Below are 21,190 nucleotides of genomic sequence, written 5' to 3' on the forward strand. Positions count from 1 at the left end.
TCGTGTCCAGGCGGACCAGCGGGTTGTACTTGTCGCGCCGCTGGGACGTGGGCTGGTCGTTGTCGCGGGTGGCGCGCACCGCGCCGGTGACCGCGTCGCCGCGCCGCAGCCCGTAGCGCTTGATCTGCGCCATGGACACGTACACGTCGTTGGGGCCGGCCAGGTAGCCGGAGGTCCGCACGAACGCGTAGTTGTCGAGCACGTCGACGATCCCGGCGACCGGCACGAGGACGTCGTCCTCGGTCACCTGCGGCTCGCCGCCCCGCTCGGGGCGGTCGCCGCCGCCTTCGCCACGGCCACGTCGACGGTCCCGGAACCGGCTGCGCCGGCCGCGCCGGCCGCCGCCCTCGCCGTCGTCGTCGTTGTCGGCCCGCTCGTTGCGGTCGCCGCGGTCCGCTCGCTCGACGCGCTCGGCACGGTCGTTGCGGTCGTTGCGGTCGTTGCGGTCGTTGCGCTCGCCGCGGTCACCGCGCTCCGCCCGGTTGTCCCGGCGGTTGTCGCGCTCGGCGCGCTCGCCACCGCTGTCGGGACGGGCGTTGTTGTCGCCCTCGCCCCGGGCCGGGCGCTCCGCCACGGTCACCTGGCCGCCCTCGGCGCGTTCCTCGACACGCGGCTCCGGCGGTCCGGCCGGGCGCGTGGCGCGCCGGGATGAGCGGGGGGTCGACGCGGTCGCGGTCTCCTCGCGCCGGTCGCCGTCGCGCACCTCAGCGCGTACCTCGCTGCGGGGTGTCTCCACACGGGCTGGTACTTCGCGGGGAGCGTCGTTGCCGCGCGGACCCGGTACCCGATTGTCGCCGGCCTGACGCTCCTGGATCACCGCGATTAGCTCGCCCTTACGCATGCGGGCCGTACCGGAGATTCCGAGCGACGAGGCCATGCTCTGCAGCTCAGGGAGCAGCATCGCCGCAAGGCCGCTGCCAGGACGCCGACGCCGGGCGGTGCCCGTCGCCTCCTCCGGCGCCTGGACGCTGGAGACATCCGACGTCACGTCGGTGGTGTCGCTCAATGGATTCCTTCCTTCGATGGGCCGGAGCCACCCGGGTGTCGATGGTGGCCGGGTGAGCCTCGGTTACACCCGCCTCGCCGCATGGCGGCGCGGGGATGATCTTTCAACAGCGCCACGACGAAAGACCGGTGCACCCGATATCTGTGGGTTCAGGCCAGTCGCCTGCGTCGATCCGCTGGGCGGTACGACGAGCCAACGTTGGCCAGATCTGCCACGGAAGTTTCGGGGGTGCGCCGCCCCGCACTGATCGCGCGCCTCGCGGCTGTTGTAAGTCTAAAGCCTAATCAACTCGCCCGACCTGCGGCAACAGGGTCCCGCTCGGCGTGTTGTAAGTCTACCTCCACCAGGGCTCCCCGCGCATCCACGTCCAGTGGCAACACCTGCCAGCCGGATGTGACCGGGGTCTCACTCTTGGCGATCTCGTCCATGGTGGCGAAGACCAGTACAGATGGTCCAGCGCCGGAGACCACCGCGGGTATTCCCGCCCGCCGGAAACCCCTTACCAACTGGGCGGACTCCGGCATGCCGGCCGCCCGGTAGTCCTGGTGCAGCCGGTCCTCGGTGGCCGCCAGGAGCAGTTGGGGCGCGCTGGTCAGGGCGTGTACCAGCAGGGCGGAACGTCCCGCGTTGAAGGCGGCGTCCGGATGCGGCACCTGGGCCGGCAGGGCCTCCCGGGCCCGGGCCGTCAGCCCCTGATCGGTCGGAATGACGACCGTCGTCCGTACGCCGGCGGCCGGCTCCAGGCGTACAGCGCGGGCCAGACCGCCCTCCAGCCACGCGATGGTCAGCCCTCCGAGCAGACAGGGCGCCACGTTGTCCGGGTGGCCTTCGATCTCCCCGGCGAGTTCCAGCACCGTGGCGTCGGGCAGCCGCTGCGGCCCGTCCTCCACCAGGGCACGGGCCGCCAGGATCCCGGCGACGATCGCGGCCGACGATGATCCGAGCCCGCGGGCCTGCGGAATGTTGTTGTGGCAGGCCAACTCCAGTCCTTCGGGCCGGCCGCCGAGCCGGTCGAAGGTGGCGAGCATGCACTTCGCGACCAGATGAGCGTCGTCGATGGGCAGCTCGCCGGCACCCTCCCCGTCGACGGTGAGCCGGATGCCGGTACCGGCGACCCGGGCAGTCACCTCGTCGTGGAGGTTGAGCGCCAGCCCGAGAGCGTCGAAGCCCGGGCCCAGATTGGCGCTGGTCGCCGGTACCCGTACCCGGACCGGCGCCGTCAGGAAGCGCACCATGGGCACATCGTAGATCCCGATGACCGGAGGCCGGCTCCGGCGGTGGTCAGTCCCCCTCGGGGCCGGGCCGGTCCGGCTCTGCCGGCTGCTCGGAGGCTGCCGACCGCTCCGGTCTCGGCGTGCGGCCGGCGCCCTTGAGCGCCAGCCGCAACGCGTACTCGATCTGGGCATTGACGCTGCGCAGATCGTCGGCGGCCCACTTGGCGATCGCGTCATAGACCCCGGGATCCAGGCGCAGCAACAACTTCTTGCGTTCAGCCATAGATGAGCACTCAGCTGTAGAGAGATCCGACGTTGACGATCGGCTGCACCGCGCGGTCTCCGCAGAGCACCACCATCAGGTTGGCGATCATCTGCGCCTTGCGCTCCTCGTCCAGTTCGACGACGCCTTGATCGCGCAGCCGCTGCAGAGCGTTCTCCACCATGCCGACCGCACCTTCGACGATCTTGTATCGCGCCGCGACGATCGCCGTCGCCTGCTGGCGGGCCAGCATCGCCTGGGCGATCTCCGGAGCGTAGGCCAGGTGAGTGATCCGCGATTCGAGTACCTCGACGCCGGCGAGTGCCACCCGGTCACGCAGCTCGGCGGTCAACCCCTCGCTGACCGCGTCGGAGTCGCGCAGGCTGGTACGCCCGTCGTCATGCGCGTCGTACGGGTGCGAGGTGGCCAGGTGCCGTACCGCCGTCTCGCTCTGTACCGCCACGTACGCCAGGTGGTCGTCCACGGCCAGCGTGGCCTTGGCCGTGTCGACCACCCGCCAGACCACCACGGCCGCGATCTCCACCGGGTTCCCGTCCGCGTCCGAGACCTTGAGCTTGGCCGACTCGAAGTTGCGCACTCGCAACGAAACCCGGCGCTTGACCGACAACGGGAGGGTCCACTGCAGGCCGGGCCGGTTGATCGTGCCGGCGTACCAGCCGAAGAACAGGATCACCCGCGCCTGGTTCGGGACCACCACGGTGAATCCCGAGGCCAGCAGGACGAACACCACGATGCCGGCGGCGATCACCCATCCGGCCGCGTCGCCGGTCAGCGCCCCGGCGATCAGGATGAACGCCGCGACCTCGGCGAGGGTGACGAGCAGCATCGGGAACCCCGGCAACCGGAACGCGCTCCGCTCCATGACTTCCTCCGTCTATCAAAGTGATATCACGAAGATAGCGCGGGTCCGCAAGAGACGGCAAGGCCACCCCGTCACCGGGGTGGCCTTGTGGAGATTTGTACTGGTCAGGCGAGGTCGAGGGTACGGGCCGCGGCCAGTACGTCGACCTCGATCGTGGTCGGCGCCGGCGCGGTGGAGATCGCCCACTCCGGGTCCTTGAGCCCGTGACCGGTCACTGTGCACACCACGGTGCTGCCCGGCGGCACCTTGCCCGCCTCGGCGGCCTGGAGCAGCCCGGCCACGCTCGCCGCGCTGCCCAACTCGACGAAGACGCCGACCTGGCGGGCCAGCAGCCGGTACGCGGCCAGGATCGCCCGGTCGGTGACCGCGTCGATCAGGCCGCCCGAGGAGTCCCGAGCATCCAGCGCCTTCGTCCAGGAGGCCGGGTTGCCGATCCGGATCGCGGTGGCGATCGTCGAGGGCTCCGCCACCACCTGGCCGGAGACGATCGGAGCCGCGCCGCTGGCCTGGAAGCCGTACATCTTCGGGGTACGGGTCGCGTTGCCGGCCGCGAGATCCTCCCGGTAGCCCATCCAGTAGGCGGAGATGTTGCCGGCGTTGCCGACCGGCAGGCAGTGGATGTCCGGAGCGTCGCCGAGCGCCTCGACGATCTCGAACGCCGCCGTCTTCTGGCCGTGCAGCCGGTCCGGGTTCACCGAGTTGACCAGGGCCACCGGGTAGTCCTGGGCGAGCTTCGAGGCAAGGTTGAGGCAGTCGTCGAAGTTGCCGCTGACCTGCAGCAGCCGGGCGCCGTGCACGAGTGCCTGGGCCAGCTTGCCGAGCGCGATCTTGCCCTGTGGTACCAGCACGGCACAGGTGAGCCCGGCACGGGCGGCGTACGCGGCCGCCGACGCCGACGTGTTGCCGGTGGACGCGCAGATGATCGCCTTGCTGCCGCTCTCGACCGCCTTCGACACCGCCACGGTCATGCCGCGGTCCTTGAACGATCCGGTCGGATTGGCGCCCTCGACCTTCAGGTACACGTCGCAGCCGGTCCGGGCGGACAGCGCGGGTGCCGGTACCAGCGGGGTGTTGCCCTCATGCAAAGTGATCACGGGAGTGGCGGCGGTGACCGGCAGTCGCTCCCGGTACGCCTCGATCAGTCCACGCCACATGGTTGGTCTCCCCTTGTTGCCAATGACGGTCGGTTTCCGATGACGGTCGGTGTCCGATGACGGTCGCCGACGGCGATCGAGCCGTCAGGAGTCTCCCTCAACCCGGAGCACGCTGACGATGGAACGCACGATGTCGAGTGAACGAAGTTCCTCGACCGTGGCGGCGAGGGCCGCGTCGGGGGCGACGTGCGTGACGATCACCAGCGTCGCGCCCGCGCCACGCCCGGACTGCCGGACCGTCGCGATGGACACGTCGTGCCGGGCGAAGACGCTGGCCACGCCGGCCAGTACGCCGGCCCGGTCGGCCACGTCGAGGCTGACGTGATAGCGGGTGAGCGCTTCGCCCATCGGCCGGATCCGCAGGTCGGCGTACACCGACTCGGGCGCGGAGCGGCTGCCGGTCAGCCGGTGCCGGGCCACCGCGACCAGGTCGCCGAGGACCGCGCTCGCGGTCGGCGCACCGCCGGCTCCCCGGCCGTAGAACATCAGCTGCCCGGCCGCCTCCGCCTCGACGAAGACCGCGTTGAACGCGTCGCCGACCCCGGCCAGCGGGTGGCTGCGCGGAATCATCGCGGGGTGCACCCGGACGCTGACCGCGTCGTTGTCGCGCTGGGCCAGGCACAGCAGCTTGATGGTGGCGCCCATCGCCTTGGCGCTGGCCACGTCCGCCGCGGTCACCTCGGTGATCCCCTCGCGGTATACGTCCTCGGCCCGGACCCGGGTGTGGAACGCCAGCGACGCCAGGATGGCCGCCTTGGCGGCCGCGTCGAAGCCCTCCACGTCGGCGGTCGGGTCGGCCTCCGCGTAGCCGAGGGCGGTCGCCTCCTCCAGCGCCTCGGCGAAGCCGGCACCGGAAGCGTCCATTGAGGACAGTATGAAATTGGTCGTGCCGTTGACGATCCCGGTCACCCGGGTGATCCGGTCGCCGTGCAGCGACTCGCGCAGCGGGCGCAGCAACGGGATCGCACCGGCCACCGCCGCCTCGAAGTAGAGGTCGGCTCCGCCCTCGGCGGCCGCGTCGTGCAGCGCGCCACCGTCCTCGGCGAGCAGCGCCTTGTTCGCGGTCACCACGCTCTTGCCGCTGCGCAGCGCCTCGACCAGCCAGCCGCGTACCGGCTCGATGCCGCCGATCACCTCGATCACCACGTCGACGTCGTCGCGCTTGATCAGCCCGAGCGCGTCCGTGGTGAACAGGTGTGCCGGTACCGGCAGCGGGCCGCGGTCGCGTCCCAGCCGGCGTACGGCGATGCCGACCAGCTCCAGCGGAGCCCCGACCCGCGCGGTCAGGTCCTCAGCCTGCTCATGCAACAGGCGCACCACTTCGCTGCCGACGGTGCCGCAGCCGAGCAGAGCGACCCTCACCGCACGCGCATCGCTGATCATTTATCCCACGTCCAATGCCAGTAGGTCGTCCTCGGTCTCCCGTCGGACGATCACCCGAGCTTCCCCGTCGCACACCGCGACAACCGGGGGTCGCGGCACGTGGTTGTAGTTGCTGGCCATGCTCCGGCAATAGGCGCCGGTTCCGGGTACCGCGAGAAGATCTCCGGGCTGCACGTCGGCGGGCAGGAATTCATCCTTCACGATGATGTCCCCGGACTCGCAATGCTTTCCCACCACCCGGGCCAAGATCGGCGCGGCCGGGCTGATCCGGCCTGCGAGCGTGGCGGAGTAGGACGCGCCGTACAGGGCGGTACGGATGTTGTCGCTCATGCCGCCATCGACGCTGACGTACGTGCGGATCCCGTCGACGTCCTTGACCGTCCCCACCTGGTACAGCGTGAACATCGACGGCCCGACGATCGCCCGGCCCGGCTCGACGGACAGTCGCGGCACGTCCAGCCCCATCGCGTCGCAGTCCACCTTGACGATGCGGCGCAGCGCGTCGGCCAGCTCGGCCGCCGACCGGGGGCTGTCCTGGCTCGTGTACGCGATGCCGAAGCCACCGCCCAGGTCCAGCTCGGGCAGCTGGACGCCGTGCCCGTCCCGGATGTCCGACTGCAGCCCGAGCACCCGGCGCGCGGCCAGCTCGAACGCGTCGGCCTCGAAGATCTGCGAGCCGATGTGCGAGTGCAGCCCGCGCAGCTCCAGCACCCCGTCGCCGATGATCCGGTCGACCGCCGCCCGGGCCGCTCCGCCGGCCAGCGAGAACCCGAACTTCTGGTCCTCGTGCGAGGTGGAGATGTACTCGTGGGTGTGCGCCTCGACGCCGACCGTCACGCGGAGCATGACCGCCGGCCGTACCCCCCGCTCACGGGCGATCGCGGTCAGCCGGTCGATCTCCTGGAACGAGTCGAGCACGATCCGACCGACCCCCGCGTCCACCGCGCGGGTCAGCTCCGAGGTCGACTTGTTGTTGCCGTGCAGCGCGATCCGCTCACCCGGCATGCCGCCGGCCAGCGCGACGGCCAGCTCGCCACCGGAACAGACGTCCAGCCGCATGCCCTCTTCGTCGAGGATGCGCACGACCGCCTTGCACAGGAACGCCTTGCCGGCGTAATACACGTCCGCGTCGCCGAAACTCTCCAGGAAATCCCGGCAGCGTGCCCGGAAATCGGCTTCGTCGAACAGGTACGCCGCGGTGCCGAAGTCGGCGGCCAGCTCGGTCACCGGAATCCCGCCGACGGTCAGGACGCCGGTGGCGTCCCGGGACACCGTCCGCGGCCACAGCTGCGGCAGCAGCGCGTTGACGTCGTCCGGACTGCGCAGCCATGCCGGTCCCCGATGACCGACCTCGGCGTGAAGCGCCCCGGCCTCATGAGCTCGCATTGCCTATCCTCGCTCGATCCAATTCCTCATCGCCGGTCCCCGCGGGTGCGGTTCATCGACTACATCCGTTCCGGCGCCGAGACGCCGAGCAGGCCGAGGCCGTTGGCGATGACGGTGCGGGCGGCGTCGTTGAGCCAGAGCCTGGCGCGCATCTGATCGGTCACCGGTTCATCGCCGCGCGGAAGAATACGGCAGTTGTCGTAGAAACGGTGGTACGCGCCGGACAGCTCCTCCAGGTATCGGGTCACCCGGTGCGGTTCGCGCAGCTCAGCGGCGGTGGCCACGGTTCCGGGGAAGTCGCCGAGCGACTTGAGCAGGTCCAGTTCCTTCTCGTGGGACAGCAGGGCCGGGTCGAACTCGTCGCCGCGGGTCAGCCCCAGGTCCGCCGCCATCCGGGACACCCCGGCGGTGCGGGCCGCGACGTACTGGACGTAGTAGATCGGGTTGTCGTTGCTGCGCTTGGTCCACAGGTCCAGGTCGACGTCGATGGGCGAGTCCACCGAGTACCGGGCCAGTGCGTACCGGGCCGCGTCCACGCCGACCGCGTCCACCAGGTCGTCCAGGGACACCACGGTGCCGGCGCGCTTGGACATCCGTACCGGCTGCCCGTCCTTGACCAGGTTGACCAGCTGGCCGATGAGGATCTCCAGGTTGCGGTCCGGGTCGTCGCCGAAGCAGGCGCACATGGCCCGGAGCCGGCCGATGTACCCGTGGTGGTCGGCGCCCAGCATGATCACGACCTTGTCGAAGCCGCGCTGGCGCTTGTCCAGGTAGTACGCGCAGTCCGCCGCGTAGTAGGTATAGGCGCCGTTGCTGCGCACGTACACCCGGTCCTTGTCGTCGCCGAAGTCCGTGGTGCGGATCCAGGTGGCGCCGTCGGCCTCGTACACCCGGCCCTGCTGGCGCAGCCGCTCCAGCGCGGAGGCCAGCTCGCCGCGGTCGTGCAGCTCCTTCTCGTTGAAGTACCGGTCGAAGTGCACGCCGAACTCCGTCAACTTCGACTTGACCTCGGCGAACATAAGCGCCACGCCCTCGACCCGGAAGACCTCCACCGCGTCGTCCTCGGGCCGCGCCAGGGCGTCCGGCTGCTTCTCGAGCACCGCCTGGGCGATCTCCCCGATGTACGTGCCGTGGTACCCGTCCTCCGGCACCGGGTCGCCCTTGGCCGTGGCGTACAGCGACCGGGCGAACCGGTCGATCTGGGAGCCGGCGTCGTTGAAGTAGTACTCGGTGCCGACGTCCGCGCCCACCGCGCGCAGCAGCCGGGCCAGCGCGTCGCCGACGGCCGCCCAGCGCACCCCGCCGATGTGGATCGGACCGGTCGGGTTGACCGAGACGAACTCAAGGTTGATCTTCTGCCCGCTCAGCAGCTGGGTGCGCCCGTACTCGGCGCCGGCCTCCACCACCGTCCGGGCCAGCTGGCCGGTGGCGGCCGGGTCGAGCCGGATGTTCAGGAAGCCCGGTCCGGCGACCTCGGCGCCGGCGACCCCGGCGATTTGTACGAGATTATCGGCGATCGCCTGGGCCAGCTCGCGCGGCTGAAGGCCGACCTTCTTGGCGACCTGCAGGGCGAGGTTCGTGGCGTAGTCGCCGTGCTCGGGGTTGCGGGGTCGCTCCACGGTCGCCGTCGGAGGCAGGAGGGCCGGGTCCAGGCCACGGCCGGTCAACGCCGTCCGGGCGGCGGCGATAACAACTTCGGAGAGCTGCTCGGGAGTCACCCGATCAATGCTAGCCGGGGTAGACTGCATGACTTGGCGGCGACCCGACGTACCGGTCACAATGCGGGACGCAACCCACTGGGACCACCCCCCTGACCCGTTACGACCGACGAGGGCCCGATGAGCATCAGTACTCCACAGGCGGGCGGCAACCGCCGGCCCTCCAAGGCCGTGGCAGGCGGAAAGCCCACCACCGGCGCCAAGGCGAAGTCGGACGCCTCCGCCGAGTCCGACGCCCCCGCCAAGACCGACGCCCCCACCAAGACCACCACCACGGCGAAGTCCGGCGGCAAGTCGGGCACCACCACGGCCGGCGGCGGCTCGAAGGCGCGCACCGCCCCGGGCGGCCGGCCGGGCACCCGGACCGGCGGCAGCGGCGGTGGCCGCCCCGGCGGCGGTAACCGGTCCGGCGGTGGCAACCGCCCACCGGTCGTCCCCGTCAAGGTCAACAGTGGTCGCCACTGGGGCCCGATCATCCTGTTCACCATCGTCGGCCTGGTGGCCGCCGGCATCGTCGGCTTCGGCGTCTACGAGGTGCAGAAAAACAACCAGGGCTGGCAGGACAAGGCGGACTCGATCAAGGGCGTCGTCGACTACCGGAAGACCGAGCCCAACCTGCTCAAGGCCGCGCAGCACGCATACGGCAAGGTCAACTATCCGCAGAGCCCACCGGTCGGCGGCGTGCACAACCCCAACTGGGAACGGTGCCAGGGCGACGTCTACCCGGACCAGATCCCGAACGAGAACGCGGTACACGCGCTCGAACACGGGTCCGTGTGGGTCACGTACAACCCGAGCCTGGCCAAGGACCAGGTCGACAAGCTGGCCAGCAAGGTGCGCGGAAACGACTTCATGCTGATGAGCCCGTACCCAGGGCTGGACAAGCCGATCTCGCTTCAGGCGTGGGGCTTCCAGCTCAAGCTGGACAGCGCGGACGACCCGCGGATCGACCAGTTCATCCAGGACCTGCGCGTGAACGCCAGCATGGAAACCGGGGCGACCTGCGGCCAGGACTCCCAGAACTACGTCACCAAGACCGGCACCGACCCGACGAACCTGGGTCAGAGCGCCGCTCCGACCGCCGCCTCCTGATCGATGTTCTCCGGTCTCTTCGCCACACAGCGACGACGCGCCACCGCAATCGGCGCGCTCGTCGCGGTGTTCGCGCTTCTCATCGGGTTCGGAGCGGGCTGGTTGACGCCGTCGCTGCGCGCTCCCGGCGACAACTCGCCGGAGGCGGGCTTCGCCCGGGACATGTCGACGCACCACGCCCAGGCGGTCACGATGGCCATGACGGTGTACCCGAGGGCGACCGACACCGAGGTGCGTCAACTGGCGTACGACATCGCCCTGACGCAGCAGAGCCAGATCGGCATCATGCAGACCTGGCTGAAGGACTGGCACCTGCAGCCCACCGGTACCCGCCCGAAGATGGCCTGGATGCCGAACGGCGCCCGGGAGCTGACTCCGGACGGCCTGATGCCGGGCATGGCGACGGACGCGCAGCTGCAGGAGTTGGACGCGGCGAAGGGCAAGCAGGTGGACATCCTGTTCTGCCAGTTGATGCTGCGCCACCACCTGGGCGGCATCCACATGATTGATGAACTGTTGCAGCTGAGCCACGACCAGGATGTCCGGGACCTGGCTCAGGGGATGAAGAACAACCAGCAGGGCGAGGTGGTTCAGTTCCAGACCATCCTGTCCCGGCTGGGAGCACAGCCACTGAGTTCGTAGGCGCGGCCGGCGCTCCCGCGGTGCCTCGGCGGCGGCCGAGCAACGCATGGGCGGCGGCCGGAGGGCGCTCCGCGCGGCGGGGTGGGCCGGAAGCGGTACGGTCCGGAAGCCTGCTACAGTTCTCTGGTCGCTGAGCCCCCGTAGCTCAGGGGATAGAGCACCGCCCTCCGGAGGCGGTGGCGCAGGTTCGAATCCTGCCGGGGGCACCTCACAGATCTGCAAAATCGGAACGCCATCGATCGACTACTGGTCGCGGCAGGGACCTTCCGAATCAGCTAGCGCCTTTCGAGCGGAGTCCTGAAATCAACCAGGGCACCGCCCGTTTCGGGGCTAAACATCCTTGAACAGAGCGGTTCGCCGCTTTCCGGGCGTGGCTCCGTGCCGGCTACTCACGGGTCACCTGCGCTGGTCGCCGAGTGATCTGGACGAGAACGGTCTGGAATCTGCGTAGGACGAGTCGGTCAGGGTGCGCGTGGGCAGTGCGGTATCGGTCAGGGTGTGCGCGGGCAGCGCCGTCAGGAAGGCCAGGTACGCGGCGACCGTCGAGACGGTTGGGTAGCCAGCGCGGTTCGGACGAAGACCAGAGCCTTGGCGGCCAGCACGGTGTAGCGGCGCGGCGGCGCAGTCCAGCCAGCGCGAGCTGAACGACGCCCACATGGGCCACGATCTGGCCTGCTCGATCCAGCGCGCAGCGACGCGGCCGAGCGGCGACCGAGGCAATCCGCGCGGCGTCGCGGGCTACAGCACTGGCGGATAGTGACCGCATCGATCGTGATCTGGCTCAAGGGGTACGGAGTCACGTGATTTGGTTTTGCCAATTACGTGGGTAAGATCTGGTTCATGGATCGCAGGGAAGCCAGCGATGAGGAGGCTAAGGCGCTGGCATCCGTACTACGGCTGCGGATCCTGCGCATCTGTCTCAGCGAGGCTCACACAAACAAGGAGATCGCGGAACTGCTCGGTCGTGACCCGGCGAGCATCCTGCACCACGTCAGGACGCTGGTCCGCACGGGCTTCCTCGAACCCCGGGAGAGGCGCACTCTCCCCGGCGGTGGCCGCGAGATTCCGTACCTGGCGACCGGGAAGTCCTGGCGGATCAGCACGCCGGCGCAGAACCACGCAATGCTTGACACGTTCATCGCGGAACTGGCGCTGGTCCCGGCCGAGGATGTGGACACCGCGCGGCTGGGCCTGCGCTTGTCGCCCGCCGACATGTCCGAGTTCCGGACTGCGCTTCGCGCGCTGCTAGACGACTTCGCCGACCGCCCGGTCGACCCATCGGCCGCAGCGTGGTCGGTGTTCGTCACGGTGCACCCCGATCCAAACCGGCCCTGACCCGAAGGCCGCGACGTTTGACCGCCGGTACCTGTCAGACCTAGGCGTGCTCCGACGGGCTCAACCGAGAAGTTGATGGTTCCAAGAAGCACTTGACGCACAACAGAAGTGTCGAACGAGGCAGTCAGGAGGTCCGCAGCGTGGATTTCATCGGTTGGCGGGAACGGTTCGAAGAACTCAGGCGTGCGCATGGAGTGCCGGGGGCGTCGTTGGCGGTACTGGCAGACGGGCGGGTACAGGCGTTGGCCACCGGGGTACTGAACACCGGGACCGGCGTGGAGGCGACGACCGATTCTCTGTTCCAAATCGGGTCGATCACGAAGGTCTACACGGCGACCGCCGTCATGCAGCTGGTGGAGCAGGGCCTGACGACGCTGGACACACCCGTTGTCGAGGTGCTGCCGGAGTTCCGAGTCGCCGACGCTGATGTCAGCGCTCGAGTCACCCTGCGGCACCTGCTGACGCACACCTCGGGGATCAACGGTGATCCGGTCATCGATGCCGGACGTGGTGATGACTGCCTGGCCCGATTCGTCGAGGGCTGCGCGGAGGTGACTCAGTGCCACCCGCTCGGCGACCGTTTCTCTTACTGCAACGCCGGATACAGCATCCTGGGCCGGGTCATCGAACGGCTCACCGGCAGCGTGTGGGATACGGCGTTGCGGGAGCTGGTGCTCGACCCGGCCGGGCTGGACCACTCCTGGACGTTACCGGAGGACGTGCTGCGGTTCCGCGCCGCGATGGGTCATCTGCGGCACGATGACCAGCAGCGCCCAGCGCCGTCATGGGGGCTGCCCCGGTCCGACGGCCCGGCTGGACTGCTCTGCGCCACCGCCAGCGACGTGGTGACGTTCGCCAAGCTGCACGCCGACGGAGCCCTGCCGGGCCTGGCCGAGATGCGACGGCCGCAAGTCGCCGTACCCAATACCGATGGCACTACGCCCGCATGGGGCCTGGGCTGGACCCTGTACGACTGGGGCAGACCGGTCCACGGCCATGACGGCGGCACCATCGGCCAGTCGGCGGTGTTGCGGGTGATCCCCGACGCTGGCGTCGCGGTGGCGTTGCTGGGCAACACCGACGTATTCGGCGCGTTCTACCGGCAAGTATTCGCCGAACTGCTCGAATCACTATGTGGTGTGACCACCCCAGCACCCCTGGCACCGCCCGACAGCCCGGTCGAGGTGGAGTTGGAGCGGCACGTCGGGGTATACGAGCGAATGGGCTTGCGGGCAGAGGTGTCCTTCCATGACGGGCGCCTGAAGACTCGGGTGGTGCGGACCGACGTGTACGCCGTCCTGCAACCCCCGTACGAAACCGACCTCGTGGCCGTCGCCGACGGCCGGTTCCTGGAGCAGGTCCCGGGAACGACCCGGTGGCAGCCCACAGCGTTCGTCACCGCGGCCGACGGCACCGACTACCTGTATCTGGGCTATCTCGCGCTCCGCAAGCTCGACGCCTGACGAACAAACCAACGCGCGGTGGGATCCTCTCTCGATGACTACACCTGCCGCCGGCGCGGCTATCAACTTTCTTCGCACTGCGCTCCGTTGAGAAGCCTTAGCTGATGAGTAGACCAACATGGTGCTCAGTGCCCTGTGTCTGACGAGGGTCGTGCTCGCAGCCGAAGCGCGGCCTCCAACCGGTCGCGGACTTCGGTCTGGGCGGCTATGCGTCCATTGAGGACGGCTAGCCGTTCCAACGCGACTCGCATGCCCTTATCCGACGCCCGTGCGGTAGCGAGGTCGCCGTCCAGACATGGCAAGAAGACACGCACGTCGTCCAGAGTAAGTCCGGCGGCCAGCAGGTAGCGGATGTTGCCCACCCGCACTATGGCCCGCTCGTGATAGTTGCGGTAGCCGTTGGAGGTCCGCTCGGAAGAGATCAACCCGGTCTGCTCGTAGTGTCGCAGGGCACGGGCGGTGGCCCCGGTCGCGTGCGCCAGTTCGCCGATCCGCACAGATCCCCCTGGATCTCCTATCACGCCACGACCGCTCCTCCGTCGACCGGAAGCACCACGCCGGTGATGAACGACGCGCTCGGCGCCGCGAGCTGAGTGATCGCCCAGGCTACCTCGTCGGGCCGACCGACCCGGCCCAGTGGGGTGTGCGCGAGTTGCCATTCCCGCACGGCGGCCATTCGCTCCGGCGTCAGGCCCTGATGCTCGCCGATGGGGGTGTCGATCGCGCCGGGGGCGACCGCGACCACCCGGATCCCACGGGGTGCCAGTTCGACCGCCCAACTCCGGGTCAACAACTCCATAGCGGTCTTGGTCGCGGCGTAGACCGCGCTACCCGGCCAGGCCCGTTGCCCTACCGACGTGCTGACATTGACTATTACCCCACCCGAATCCTCCAGAAGCGGCAACGCGGCTTGGGCCAGAAGGATGGGGGCTACGAGGTTGGTGGCGATTTGAGGCGCGATCGTCTCCGGTGCGAGGGTGGCGAGGGTACCGCCGCGCACGATGCCTGCGTTGTTCACCAGTACGTCCAGCCGGCCGTACTCCTCCAACGCTGTCCGTACGATCCGTTCGGGCTCGCCCTTCGCGGTGATGTCGGCGGCCAGAGGCGTGATCCAGTCGTGGCCGGAGGCGGTCTCGTTGAGCGGTTCGGCTCGCCGTCCGACCGCGAGCACGTGAGCGCCCTCGGCAGCGAAGGCCCGGGCGGTAGCCCGACCGATCCCGGTGCCGGCCCCAGTGACGGCGACGACCTTGCTGGTCTTCGATGCGGTGCTGCTATCCATGCCGGGCATCGTCCAACCCTGCCGCCAATGGCAAGGTCAAGTAGGCGCCCCGGGGTGACCACTCGTCCAACGGTTCGCCAGGCTCGCAGGATCCAGCCGCTACCGCCCGCATCGCGGCAAGATCCGACCATCGGCGGCCGTCCGCGGCAAATGCGCGGCCAAGTCTCCCGAAGCAGTCCCAGCCCCACGGCACCCGCATGGCGCGGTGCAACTCTCCAGCGACACAGGTTCGAAGCAATCCAGAGCCGCGCATCTATACTGCAAGGCTAGACTTTCAGCCTGTCGGGGAGACATATGCGAAGATTCTCGGCATTTTCGATTGTCATAAGCGCAACCATCACGGTCCTGCTCTTGCCAATCGCGACGAATGTCGCCACCGGCGTTCTTCCGAAAGCCTGGGTTCGATATCTATGGCTCACCTGGCCAATCGCAGGGGTTCTTGCGGCCTCTGCGATAACGCAAGAGGTGAGAGCGCGGTTGGCCGCCCACCGATCAGCCCTCGAACACAAATTTCCCCGCTCTGCGAGCAGAACCATGGCGGGGTTCCGCGTTGTTTCGGGAGCAGCGCCAACCGTCGCAACCTTGACGGAAAACGATCTCGGCGTGAAGCCAGCCCTGAAAGCGTCCGATGCCGAGCCCGCGCTGGTTCCGTACATCAGTCGCGACCGGGACAGCCAGCTGCAAGAGGCGGTTGACAACGGCGGCTTCATCCTCATCTTTGGTCCGTCCACGGCTGGTAAGACCCGCACCGCCTTCCAAGCGCTCAAAACACTTCCAGCCAACAGACTGGTCTTGATCCCTGAAAGGCCCGAAGCGCTCAGGGAGCTAGCAGAAACCAGTGACTTATCCGGCCCATATGTCGTCTGGCTCGACGACATCGAGCGGTTCCTGGGACCTGGCGGATTGGATCGCGCGGCCCTCGATCGGATATACGACCGCCAACGTTCCGATGTGCTCATTCTTGCGACCGTGAGAAGCGACGAACTCATGGAGCTTGAAGCGCCCACTGCCACCAGAGATTCTGAAGGGTCTCGGCCAGTGATGCGTGCAGGCGTCGACGTTCTGGCGCAGACTTCGCTTCGCGTAGAACTCCGGGCTAAGCTGTCGCCCGCGGAGAAGATGAATGCGCGGGATCACCTGACGGATTCTCGGGTAGCCGCGGCGCTGGCACACCCAGAGTACGGGCTCGGAGAATATCTTGCAGCCGGACCTCAAATGTTGCTCCGTTGGCACGCCGCCGGGAATTATGAGCTTAGCCCCGCGAGTGCCATCATTTCTGCAGCGGCTGACTTCCGGCGCGCTGGTTTCGGGAAGCCGATACCCGCAGGCGAGCTAGCAGAGGCACACGTATGCTACCTCGCGGAGCGCATACGACATTCGCCGGCGCTAAAACCGTTCCCCGAATGCCTTCGATGGGTGTGTGAGCCGGTCGCAGGCGCCAGCAGCTGCTTGTCCGCCATTCGTGACGAGTCGTATGCCGTATCGGATTATTTGTTCGAGCGAGCAGTTGCTGGCGATGGCCCCCGCGGCAAGGAACCGATACCTGATCAGATCTGGGATCAAGTCCTACGACTTTCGGCGGACGGTGACGTATTCTCGATCGGACTCGCCGCCCGTGCGCAACAACGCCCAGATGTCACCGAGATCGCCTTTCGCCGAGGTGCGGCTGCGACCGAACCTCAGTCGATGAATGGCCTCGGAGTCATCCTGCTTGAAGCGAAAAACCCCATCGAGGCTGAGCAATGGTTTCTACGAGCAGTCGACGCGGGGATGCCTGAGGCCAAGCACAATCTCGCGAACCTTTATTGGGAGAAAGGCGATCGAGACGCCGCGGAGTCGCTTTACCTTGAACTCGCAGATTCGCATGAGTTCGCACCTTCGATGGTCAACTTGGGTAACCTGGCCTCGCCGGACGGCGACCCGGATAAGCGCGAATATTGGTACAGACGCGCTGCGGAGGCCAACTTTCCACCGGCGATGCACAATCTCGCAATCTTGTTGGACAACGAGGGCGAGTTCGAGGAGTCAGGCCGTTGGTTCAGGAAAGCATACTCCGAGGGCCAACTGATCTCATTGGTTGCTCTCGCGGAGAGTTTGGCGAGGCGTGGCGAGACGGAAGAGGCAAAATCTGCGTTCCACGAAGCATATCGAGCAGGATCTCTGGACGCTGCGTGGGCTCTCGGGACAATGTGCCAACGCCATGAGGAGTTTGAGGAGGCGGAGTCGGCTTATCGCATCGCCGCTCTCGAAGGTCATCTCGCGGCCATTGTGAGCCTTGGTCTTCTCCTGGCACAGCTGGGCCGCTCAGACGAAGCGGAGAAGTGGCTATCACGTGGAGCCGCCGCAGGGTCGGCGTCCGCGATGAATACCCTCGGGATATTGAGGGCGCGCGAAGGGTCCACGGCCGAGGCGGACGAGTGGTACCGGAGATCAGCGAAGGCCGGCATGCCCGCTTCGTTGACTAACCGGGCGGCACTATTCAGGGCGGCCGACGATGAGGACGCTGCCGGCCGCTGGTTTTCGCCATACTTCGAGCCAGACGACGATGCTCCACATCGTCCGGACTAGGCGTCTGAGAGCTTCACCCATCCCAGAGCGCACTGTTGGCCGACGAGAAGCTCGTGAAACACTTCGAAGGTCAATCCATCGGAAGGATCGATAGCGGTAGTCACCGCCAACATCAGTCCCCCCTGTTGGCGGATCAGATCCGTGAAGTTCTGGTCCCCGTGACACAGCCATTGGCGAGCCAAAGTGTCGACGATTATGGCCTTCCGTCGAATCCGAAGGTTCGCATGATCGAGACTGCGACTGAGTTTTTCATCGGCCGGATCGCTGGCGAACCCCAGCGCCAGGTACAAGCCAAGGTCATTAGACACCCATCGGTCGCCGCCTGGGGCTAGGTGGAGGACTTCCAGAGAAGGATGCACGGCGAACCATACGGTCTCGGGAAATCCGGTGCGGGAGAGGCCGGGACCTATGAATGGTAGGCAATGGTAGGTGACCTGTTGATCCGTCGGAGCTATTGTAAGACCAGTATCGATCCATGCTGGGTCGCGACATTCCGGATGGTAAGCCGACGCCGTGGCGAGCTGCCCCGATTCGTCAACTACCACGGATACGATGCGTCGACTCAGCGGACGGCGGCACGAGAGACAGTCTCCCGGACCGAATCGTTCGCATAGTTGCTTCGCCCCAGCCTCACCCAGGTGCTCGTGCGTGCGTGAGTCGACGAGCACTTGATCGACGGGCATTCATTGATCCTAGACGCCGGCGCCTGGGCAAAGCGAGTACCGCTCACGTCGCCGGAGCGTCGAGGGCGCGCCGAGCATCTGGTACCTATCGGTCATTCGGGAACTCTGCCCGAGAGGGCGATTCCTTTCGCCGCTTGTGGTGGTCTTCATTGTTGGGCGGTAGACGACCTCAAGGAGCGTGCTCATGGCGGACCCGTCGAGGGACTTCGTGGAGAGTAGCGAGCCGTTCCGGCGCGAACTGCTTGCCCACTGCTACCGCATGCTCGGTGAGGCGGACGAAGCCGAGGATGTGGTTCAGGAAACGTACCTGCGCGCGTGGCGCTCTTACGACAGCTTCGAAGGCCGCTCATCGCTGCGCACCTGGCTCTACCGGATCGCCACCAACGCCTGCCTGTCCGCGATAGAGCAGCGCGGCAGGCGGGCGCTTCCTTCTGGCTTGGGCAGCCCCGCCGCGGATCCCGATGTGGGGCAGGTGGAGGCCGACTCCGATGTGGCGTGGCTCGGTCCGATCCCGGACGTTTGGGTGACGGCCGAGGCATACGATCCCGCGGCGATCGTCACGGCGCGCCAGAGCGTGCGGCTCGCGCTGATCGCGAGCTTGCAGTACCTCCCCGCTCGGCAGCGAGCCGTGCTTCTGCTCCGGGAGGTCCTCGGATTCAGCGCGAGCGAGGCCGCCAGCATGCTCGAGACCTCTGTCAGCGCGATCAAAAGCATGCTGCAACGAGCCCGGGCTCGTCTCGATGAGGTCGCTCCGACTCTCGATACCGTCGTGGAACCGTCCGAGCCCCGCGCTCGTGCCCTCCTCGACTTGTACATCGCCGGGTTTGAGAACTCCGATATCGCTGCTCTCGAGCGGGCACTGCGCACCGACGCCGCCATCGAACTGGTCGGCACGCGCGCCTGGTTCGCCGGCAAAGCGACGTGCCTGCGCTACCTCGCCCACGTGATCGGATCCCCTGGAGACTGGCGGATGCGGCCGACCACGGCCAACGGCCAACCCGCCGCTGCCACCTACTACACCGCCGGCGCGACCAGCCAGGCCCTGGGAATCGCCGTCCTCACGGCCACCTCCGCCGGCATCGCCCGCGTCACGGTCTTCCCCGGCGGCCCCGGCCTCGTAGCGAACTTCGACCTTCCCGAGGAGTGCTGAGATGGCAACACCGAGCAACGAAGAGTTCATCGCCTACAACAAGGGCATCATCGAAGAGTTCCGCGCACACGGCGGGACGGTCACCCGACCGGATTTCCCGATCCTGCTCCTGACCACCACTGGCGCCCGAACCGGCAGGCCGCACACGGTTCCGCTGGGATTTGGAGTCGACGGAGACCGAGTCTTCGTCGTGGCATCCAAAGCGGGCGCGCCGACACACCCGGACTGGTTCCACAACCTTCGCGCCGCGCCCTCGGTGACGGTCGAGCTCGGGACAAGCACGTTCCGCGCGACCGCCATCGTCACCGGAGACGCCGAGCGCGATCGTCTTTACCGGATCGTCACCGGCGACGCGCCCGGCCCGAACGCCTACGAACAGAACACCACGCGAGTGTTCCCCGTGGTCGTGCTCGACGGAGTCAGCGCGAGCGCATCGTCATCGGCAACGGCATCCGTGCGCTGACAAGCCGCTCGACCGCTGAGGAAGGCAGGCGGCATATCGTCGGCGTATCGAAAGCCGCATACGTGCTGGCAACACCACGCAGCCTTGACTGGCGGCATGACCCACAGCGAACCAACCTTGGCCGGCCCCCGCGCGGCCCGGGCATGATCCCGCTCAGCCTCGGCGAGATCGCCGCGGTCGTCGGCGGGACGGTCGAGGGCGACGGTGCCGTGACGGTGACCGCGCCGGCCGTACTGGACGGCCGGGAGGCCGAGCCGGGCGGCCTCTTCGTCGCCTTCGCCGGCGAGCACGTCGACGGCCACGACTATGCCGACCAGGCCGCCCGGGCAGGCGCGGTGGCCGTGCTCGGCTCCCGGCCCACGCCGCTGCCCACCGTCGTCGTGAAGGATGCCCAGGCCGCGCTGCAGGCGCTCGCCGCCCACGTCGTGGCCCGGCTGCGCGACGGGCTGACCGTCGTCGGGCTGACCGGCTCCCAGGGCAAGACCAGCACCAAGGACCTGCTGGCGGCCGTGCTGTCGAGCGTCGCGCCGACGAGCGCCACGATCGGATCGCTCAACAACGAGCTCGGCGTGCCGCTCACCATGCTGCGCGCCGACGCGGCCACCCGGTTCCTCGTCCTCGAGATGGGAGCCCGCCGCATCGGCGACATCGCCGAACTCGCCGGCCTGGTGGCGCCGGACATCGCTGTCGTCCTCAACGTCGGTCAGGCCCATCTCGGCTCGTTCGGGTCGCGCGAGGGCATCGCCAGGGCCAAGGGCGAGCTGGTACGGGGGCTGGCTCGTGGTGGCACCGCCGTCCTCAACGCCGACGATTCCCGGGTGGCCGCGATGCGTTCGCTCACCGACGGCCCGGTGCTGACCTTCGGTCGGGTGGAGCACGCCGACGTACGGCTGCTCGACCTGACGCTGGACCGGCTCGGCCGGCCGTCCTTCACGCTGCGGACCGCCGACGCGTCGGCTCCCGTCGCGCTGCCCCTCGTGGGCGCCCACCAGGCGCTCAACGCGGCGGCTGCCGCGGGGGCGGGGCTGGCGGCCGGCGTACGCCTTGACGTGGCCGCGGCGGCGCTGGCCACCGTCTCGCTGTCGAAGTGGCGCCTGGAACTGCGCGACCTCGCCAGCGGCGCGACGCTGCTCAACGACTCCTTCAACGCCAATCCCGACTCGACTCGCGCCGCGCTCGATGCGCTGGCGTCTATCGAGGGCGGACGCCGCATCGCCGTCCTCGGGGAGATGCGCGAGCTCGGCGACGACAGCGAGGCCGAGCACCGCGCCATCGGGGAGTACGCCGCCTCCCGGACCGACGTGGTGGTCGCGGTCGGCGAGGCCGCCCGGCCGATCGCCGATGGCGCGGGAGAGCGGGCGGTGGCGCTGGCCGACAACGACGCGGCCGTCGACTGGCTGCGCGGCCACCTCGCCGCCAGCGATGTGGTGCTCGTCAAGGCATCCCGCGACGAGCGCCTCGACGAGGTCGCCGCCGCACTCGCGTAGTTGGGCGGGTGCGAGCCAGAAG

19 protein-coding genes and 1 tRNA gene are annotated in these 21,190 nt (G+C 68.2%); 9 read left to right on the top strand and 11 right to left on the bottom strand.

Annotated features, from left to right (window positions below; translation table 11 throughout):
* The 8 genes from Raf01_RS00005 to argS form a co-directional block, all read right to left on the bottom strand.
* Positions 1–1,006 (bottom strand): Rho termination factor N-terminal domain-containing protein (locus Raf01_RS00005; protein WP_203915564.1); only part of this gene is annotated, 1,006 nt, incomplete at its 3' end.
* Between the two features lie 284 nt (positions 1,007–1,290).
* Positions 1,291–2,241 (bottom strand): homoserine kinase, encoded by a 951-nt coding sequence (gene thrB / locus Raf01_RS00010; protein ID WP_203915565.1) that lies wholly within the window; start codon positions 2,239–2,241, stop codon positions 1,291–1,293.
* A gap of 46 nt (positions 2,242–2,287) precedes the next feature.
* Complete coding sequence (locus Raf01_RS00015) at positions 2,288–2,503, bottom strand: type II toxin-antitoxin system antitoxin (protein ID WP_203915674.1); 216 nt, start codon at positions 2,501–2,503, stop codon at positions 2,288–2,290.
* 10 nt (positions 2,504–2,513) lie between these two features.
* Positions 2,514–3,365: an SPFH domain-containing protein gene (locus Raf01_RS00020; RefSeq protein WP_203915566.1), complete on the bottom strand. Its 852-nt coding sequence runs from the start codon at positions 3,363–3,365 to the stop codon at positions 2,514–2,516.
* Between the two features lie 104 nt (positions 3,366–3,469).
* Positions 3,470–4,519: a threonine synthase gene (gene thrC / locus Raf01_RS00025; protein ID WP_203915567.1), complete on the bottom strand. Its 1,050-nt coding sequence runs from the start codon at positions 4,517–4,519 to the stop codon at positions 3,470–3,472.
* Positions 4,520–4,603: 84 nt separating this feature from the next.
* Positions 4,604–5,881 carry a homoserine dehydrogenase gene (locus Raf01_RS00030; protein ID WP_203915667.1) on the bottom strand — a complete coding sequence of 426 codons (1,278 nt, stop codon included), beginning with the start codon at positions 5,879–5,881 and terminating at the stop codon, positions 4,604–4,606.
* Between the two features lie 21 nt (positions 5,882–5,902).
* Complete coding sequence (gene lysA / locus Raf01_RS00035; RefSeq protein ID WP_203915568.1) at positions 5,903–7,288, bottom strand: diaminopimelate decarboxylase; 1,386 nt, start codon at positions 7,286–7,288, stop codon at positions 5,903–5,905.
* A gap of 59 nt (positions 7,289–7,347) precedes the next feature.
* Positions 7,348–9,006 (bottom strand): arginine--tRNA ligase, encoded by a 1,659-nt coding sequence (gene argS / locus Raf01_RS00040; protein WP_203915569.1) that lies wholly within the window; start codon positions 9,004–9,006, stop codon positions 7,348–7,350.
* 120 nt (positions 9,007–9,126) lie between these two features.
* Here argS and Raf01_RS49320 point away from each other — a divergent pair, with 120 nt between their 5' ends.
* The 5 genes from Raf01_RS49320 (at position 9,127) to Raf01_RS00065 (ending at position 13,538) form a co-directional block, all read left to right on the top strand.
* Positions 9,127–10,098 (top strand): thioredoxin-like domain-containing protein, encoded by a 972-nt coding sequence (locus Raf01_RS49320; protein ID WP_239133257.1) that lies wholly within the window; start codon positions 9,127–9,129, stop codon positions 10,096–10,098.
* A 3-nt stretch (positions 10,099–10,101) separates the two neighbouring features.
* Positions 10,102–10,740 (top strand): DUF305 domain-containing protein, encoded by a 639-nt coding sequence (locus tag Raf01_RS00050; RefSeq protein ID WP_203915570.1) that lies wholly within the window; start codon positions 10,102–10,104, stop codon positions 10,738–10,740.
* Between the two features lie 134 nt (positions 10,741–10,874).
* Positions 10,875–10,946: transfer RNA gene (locus tag Raf01_RS00055), tRNA-Arg, on the top strand.
* Positions 10,947–11,580: 634 nt separating this feature from the next.
* Positions 11,581–12,075: an ArsR/SmtB family transcription factor gene (locus Raf01_RS00060; protein WP_203915571.1), complete on the top strand. Its 495-nt coding sequence runs from the start codon at positions 11,581–11,583 to the stop codon at positions 12,073–12,075.
* A gap of 140 nt (positions 12,076–12,215) precedes the next feature.
* Positions 12,216–13,538 (top strand): serine hydrolase domain-containing protein, encoded by a 1,323-nt coding sequence (locus Raf01_RS00065; protein ID WP_203915572.1) that lies wholly within the window; start codon positions 12,216–12,218, stop codon positions 13,536–13,538.
* A gap of 125 nt (positions 13,539–13,663) precedes the next feature.
* On the opposite strand, the gene Raf01_RS00070 is transcribed toward Raf01_RS00065, so the two are convergent.
* Together Raf01_RS00070 and Raf01_RS00075 are read right to left on the bottom strand one after the other, a co-directional pair.
* Complete coding sequence (locus tag Raf01_RS00070; protein WP_203915573.1) at positions 13,664–14,035, bottom strand: MerR family transcriptional regulator; 372 nt, start codon at positions 14,033–14,035, stop codon at positions 13,664–13,666.
* Positions 14,036–14,055: 20 nt separating this feature from the next.
* The gene (locus Raf01_RS00075) at positions 14,056–14,817 is read right to left on the bottom strand and encodes an SDR family NAD(P)-dependent oxidoreductase (protein WP_203915574.1); all 762 of its coding nucleotides are present in this window, start codon (positions 14,815–14,817) and stop codon (positions 14,056–14,058) included.
* Positions 14,818–15,111: 294 nt separating this feature from the next.
* Between Raf01_RS00075 and Raf01_RS00080 the strand changes: the two genes are divergently transcribed.
* Positions 15,112–17,385 carry an SEL1-like repeat protein gene (locus Raf01_RS00080; protein WP_203915575.1) on the top strand — a complete coding sequence of 758 codons (2,274 nt, stop codon included), beginning with the start codon at positions 15,112–15,114 and terminating at the stop codon, positions 17,383–17,385.
* Here Raf01_RS00080 and Raf01_RS00085 read toward each other — a convergent pair.
* Positions 17,382–17,675 (bottom strand): hypothetical protein, encoded by a 294-nt coding sequence (locus Raf01_RS00085; RefSeq protein ID WP_203915576.1) that lies wholly within the window; start codon positions 17,673–17,675, stop codon positions 17,382–17,384. The two genes, Raf01_RS00080 and Raf01_RS00085, sit on opposite strands and share 4 nt — an antisense overlap.
* Positions 17,676–18,252: 577 nt before the next feature.
* On the opposite strand from Raf01_RS00085, the gene Raf01_RS00090 reads away from it, so the two are divergent.
* The 3 genes from Raf01_RS00090 (at position 18,253) to Raf01_RS00100 (ending at position 21,168) form a co-directional block, all read left to right on the top strand.
* Positions 18,253–19,218, top strand: a complete 966-nt coding sequence (locus Raf01_RS00090; RefSeq protein ID WP_203915577.1) for an RNA polymerase subunit sigma-70 — start codon at positions 18,253–18,255, stop codon at positions 19,216–19,218.
* 1 nt (position 19,219) lies between these two features.
* Positions 19,220–19,681, top strand: coding sequence for a nitroreductase family deazaflavin-dependent oxidoreductase (locus Raf01_RS00095; protein ID WP_203915578.1), 462 nt, complete (start codon positions 19,220–19,222; stop codon positions 19,679–19,681).
* Positions 19,682–19,824: 143 nt separating this feature from the next.
* Positions 19,825–21,168 (top strand): UDP-N-acetylmuramoyl-tripeptide--D-alanyl-D-alanine ligase, encoded by a 1,344-nt coding sequence (locus tag Raf01_RS00100; protein ID WP_203915579.1) that lies wholly within the window; start codon positions 19,825–19,827, stop codon positions 21,166–21,168.
* Positions 21,169–21,190: the final 22 nt, after the last annotated feature.

The organism is Rugosimonospora africana (assembly GCF_016862975.1).
Lineage (GTDB): Bacteria > Actinomycetota > Actinomycetes > Mycobacteriales > Micromonosporaceae > Rugosimonospora > Rugosimonospora africana.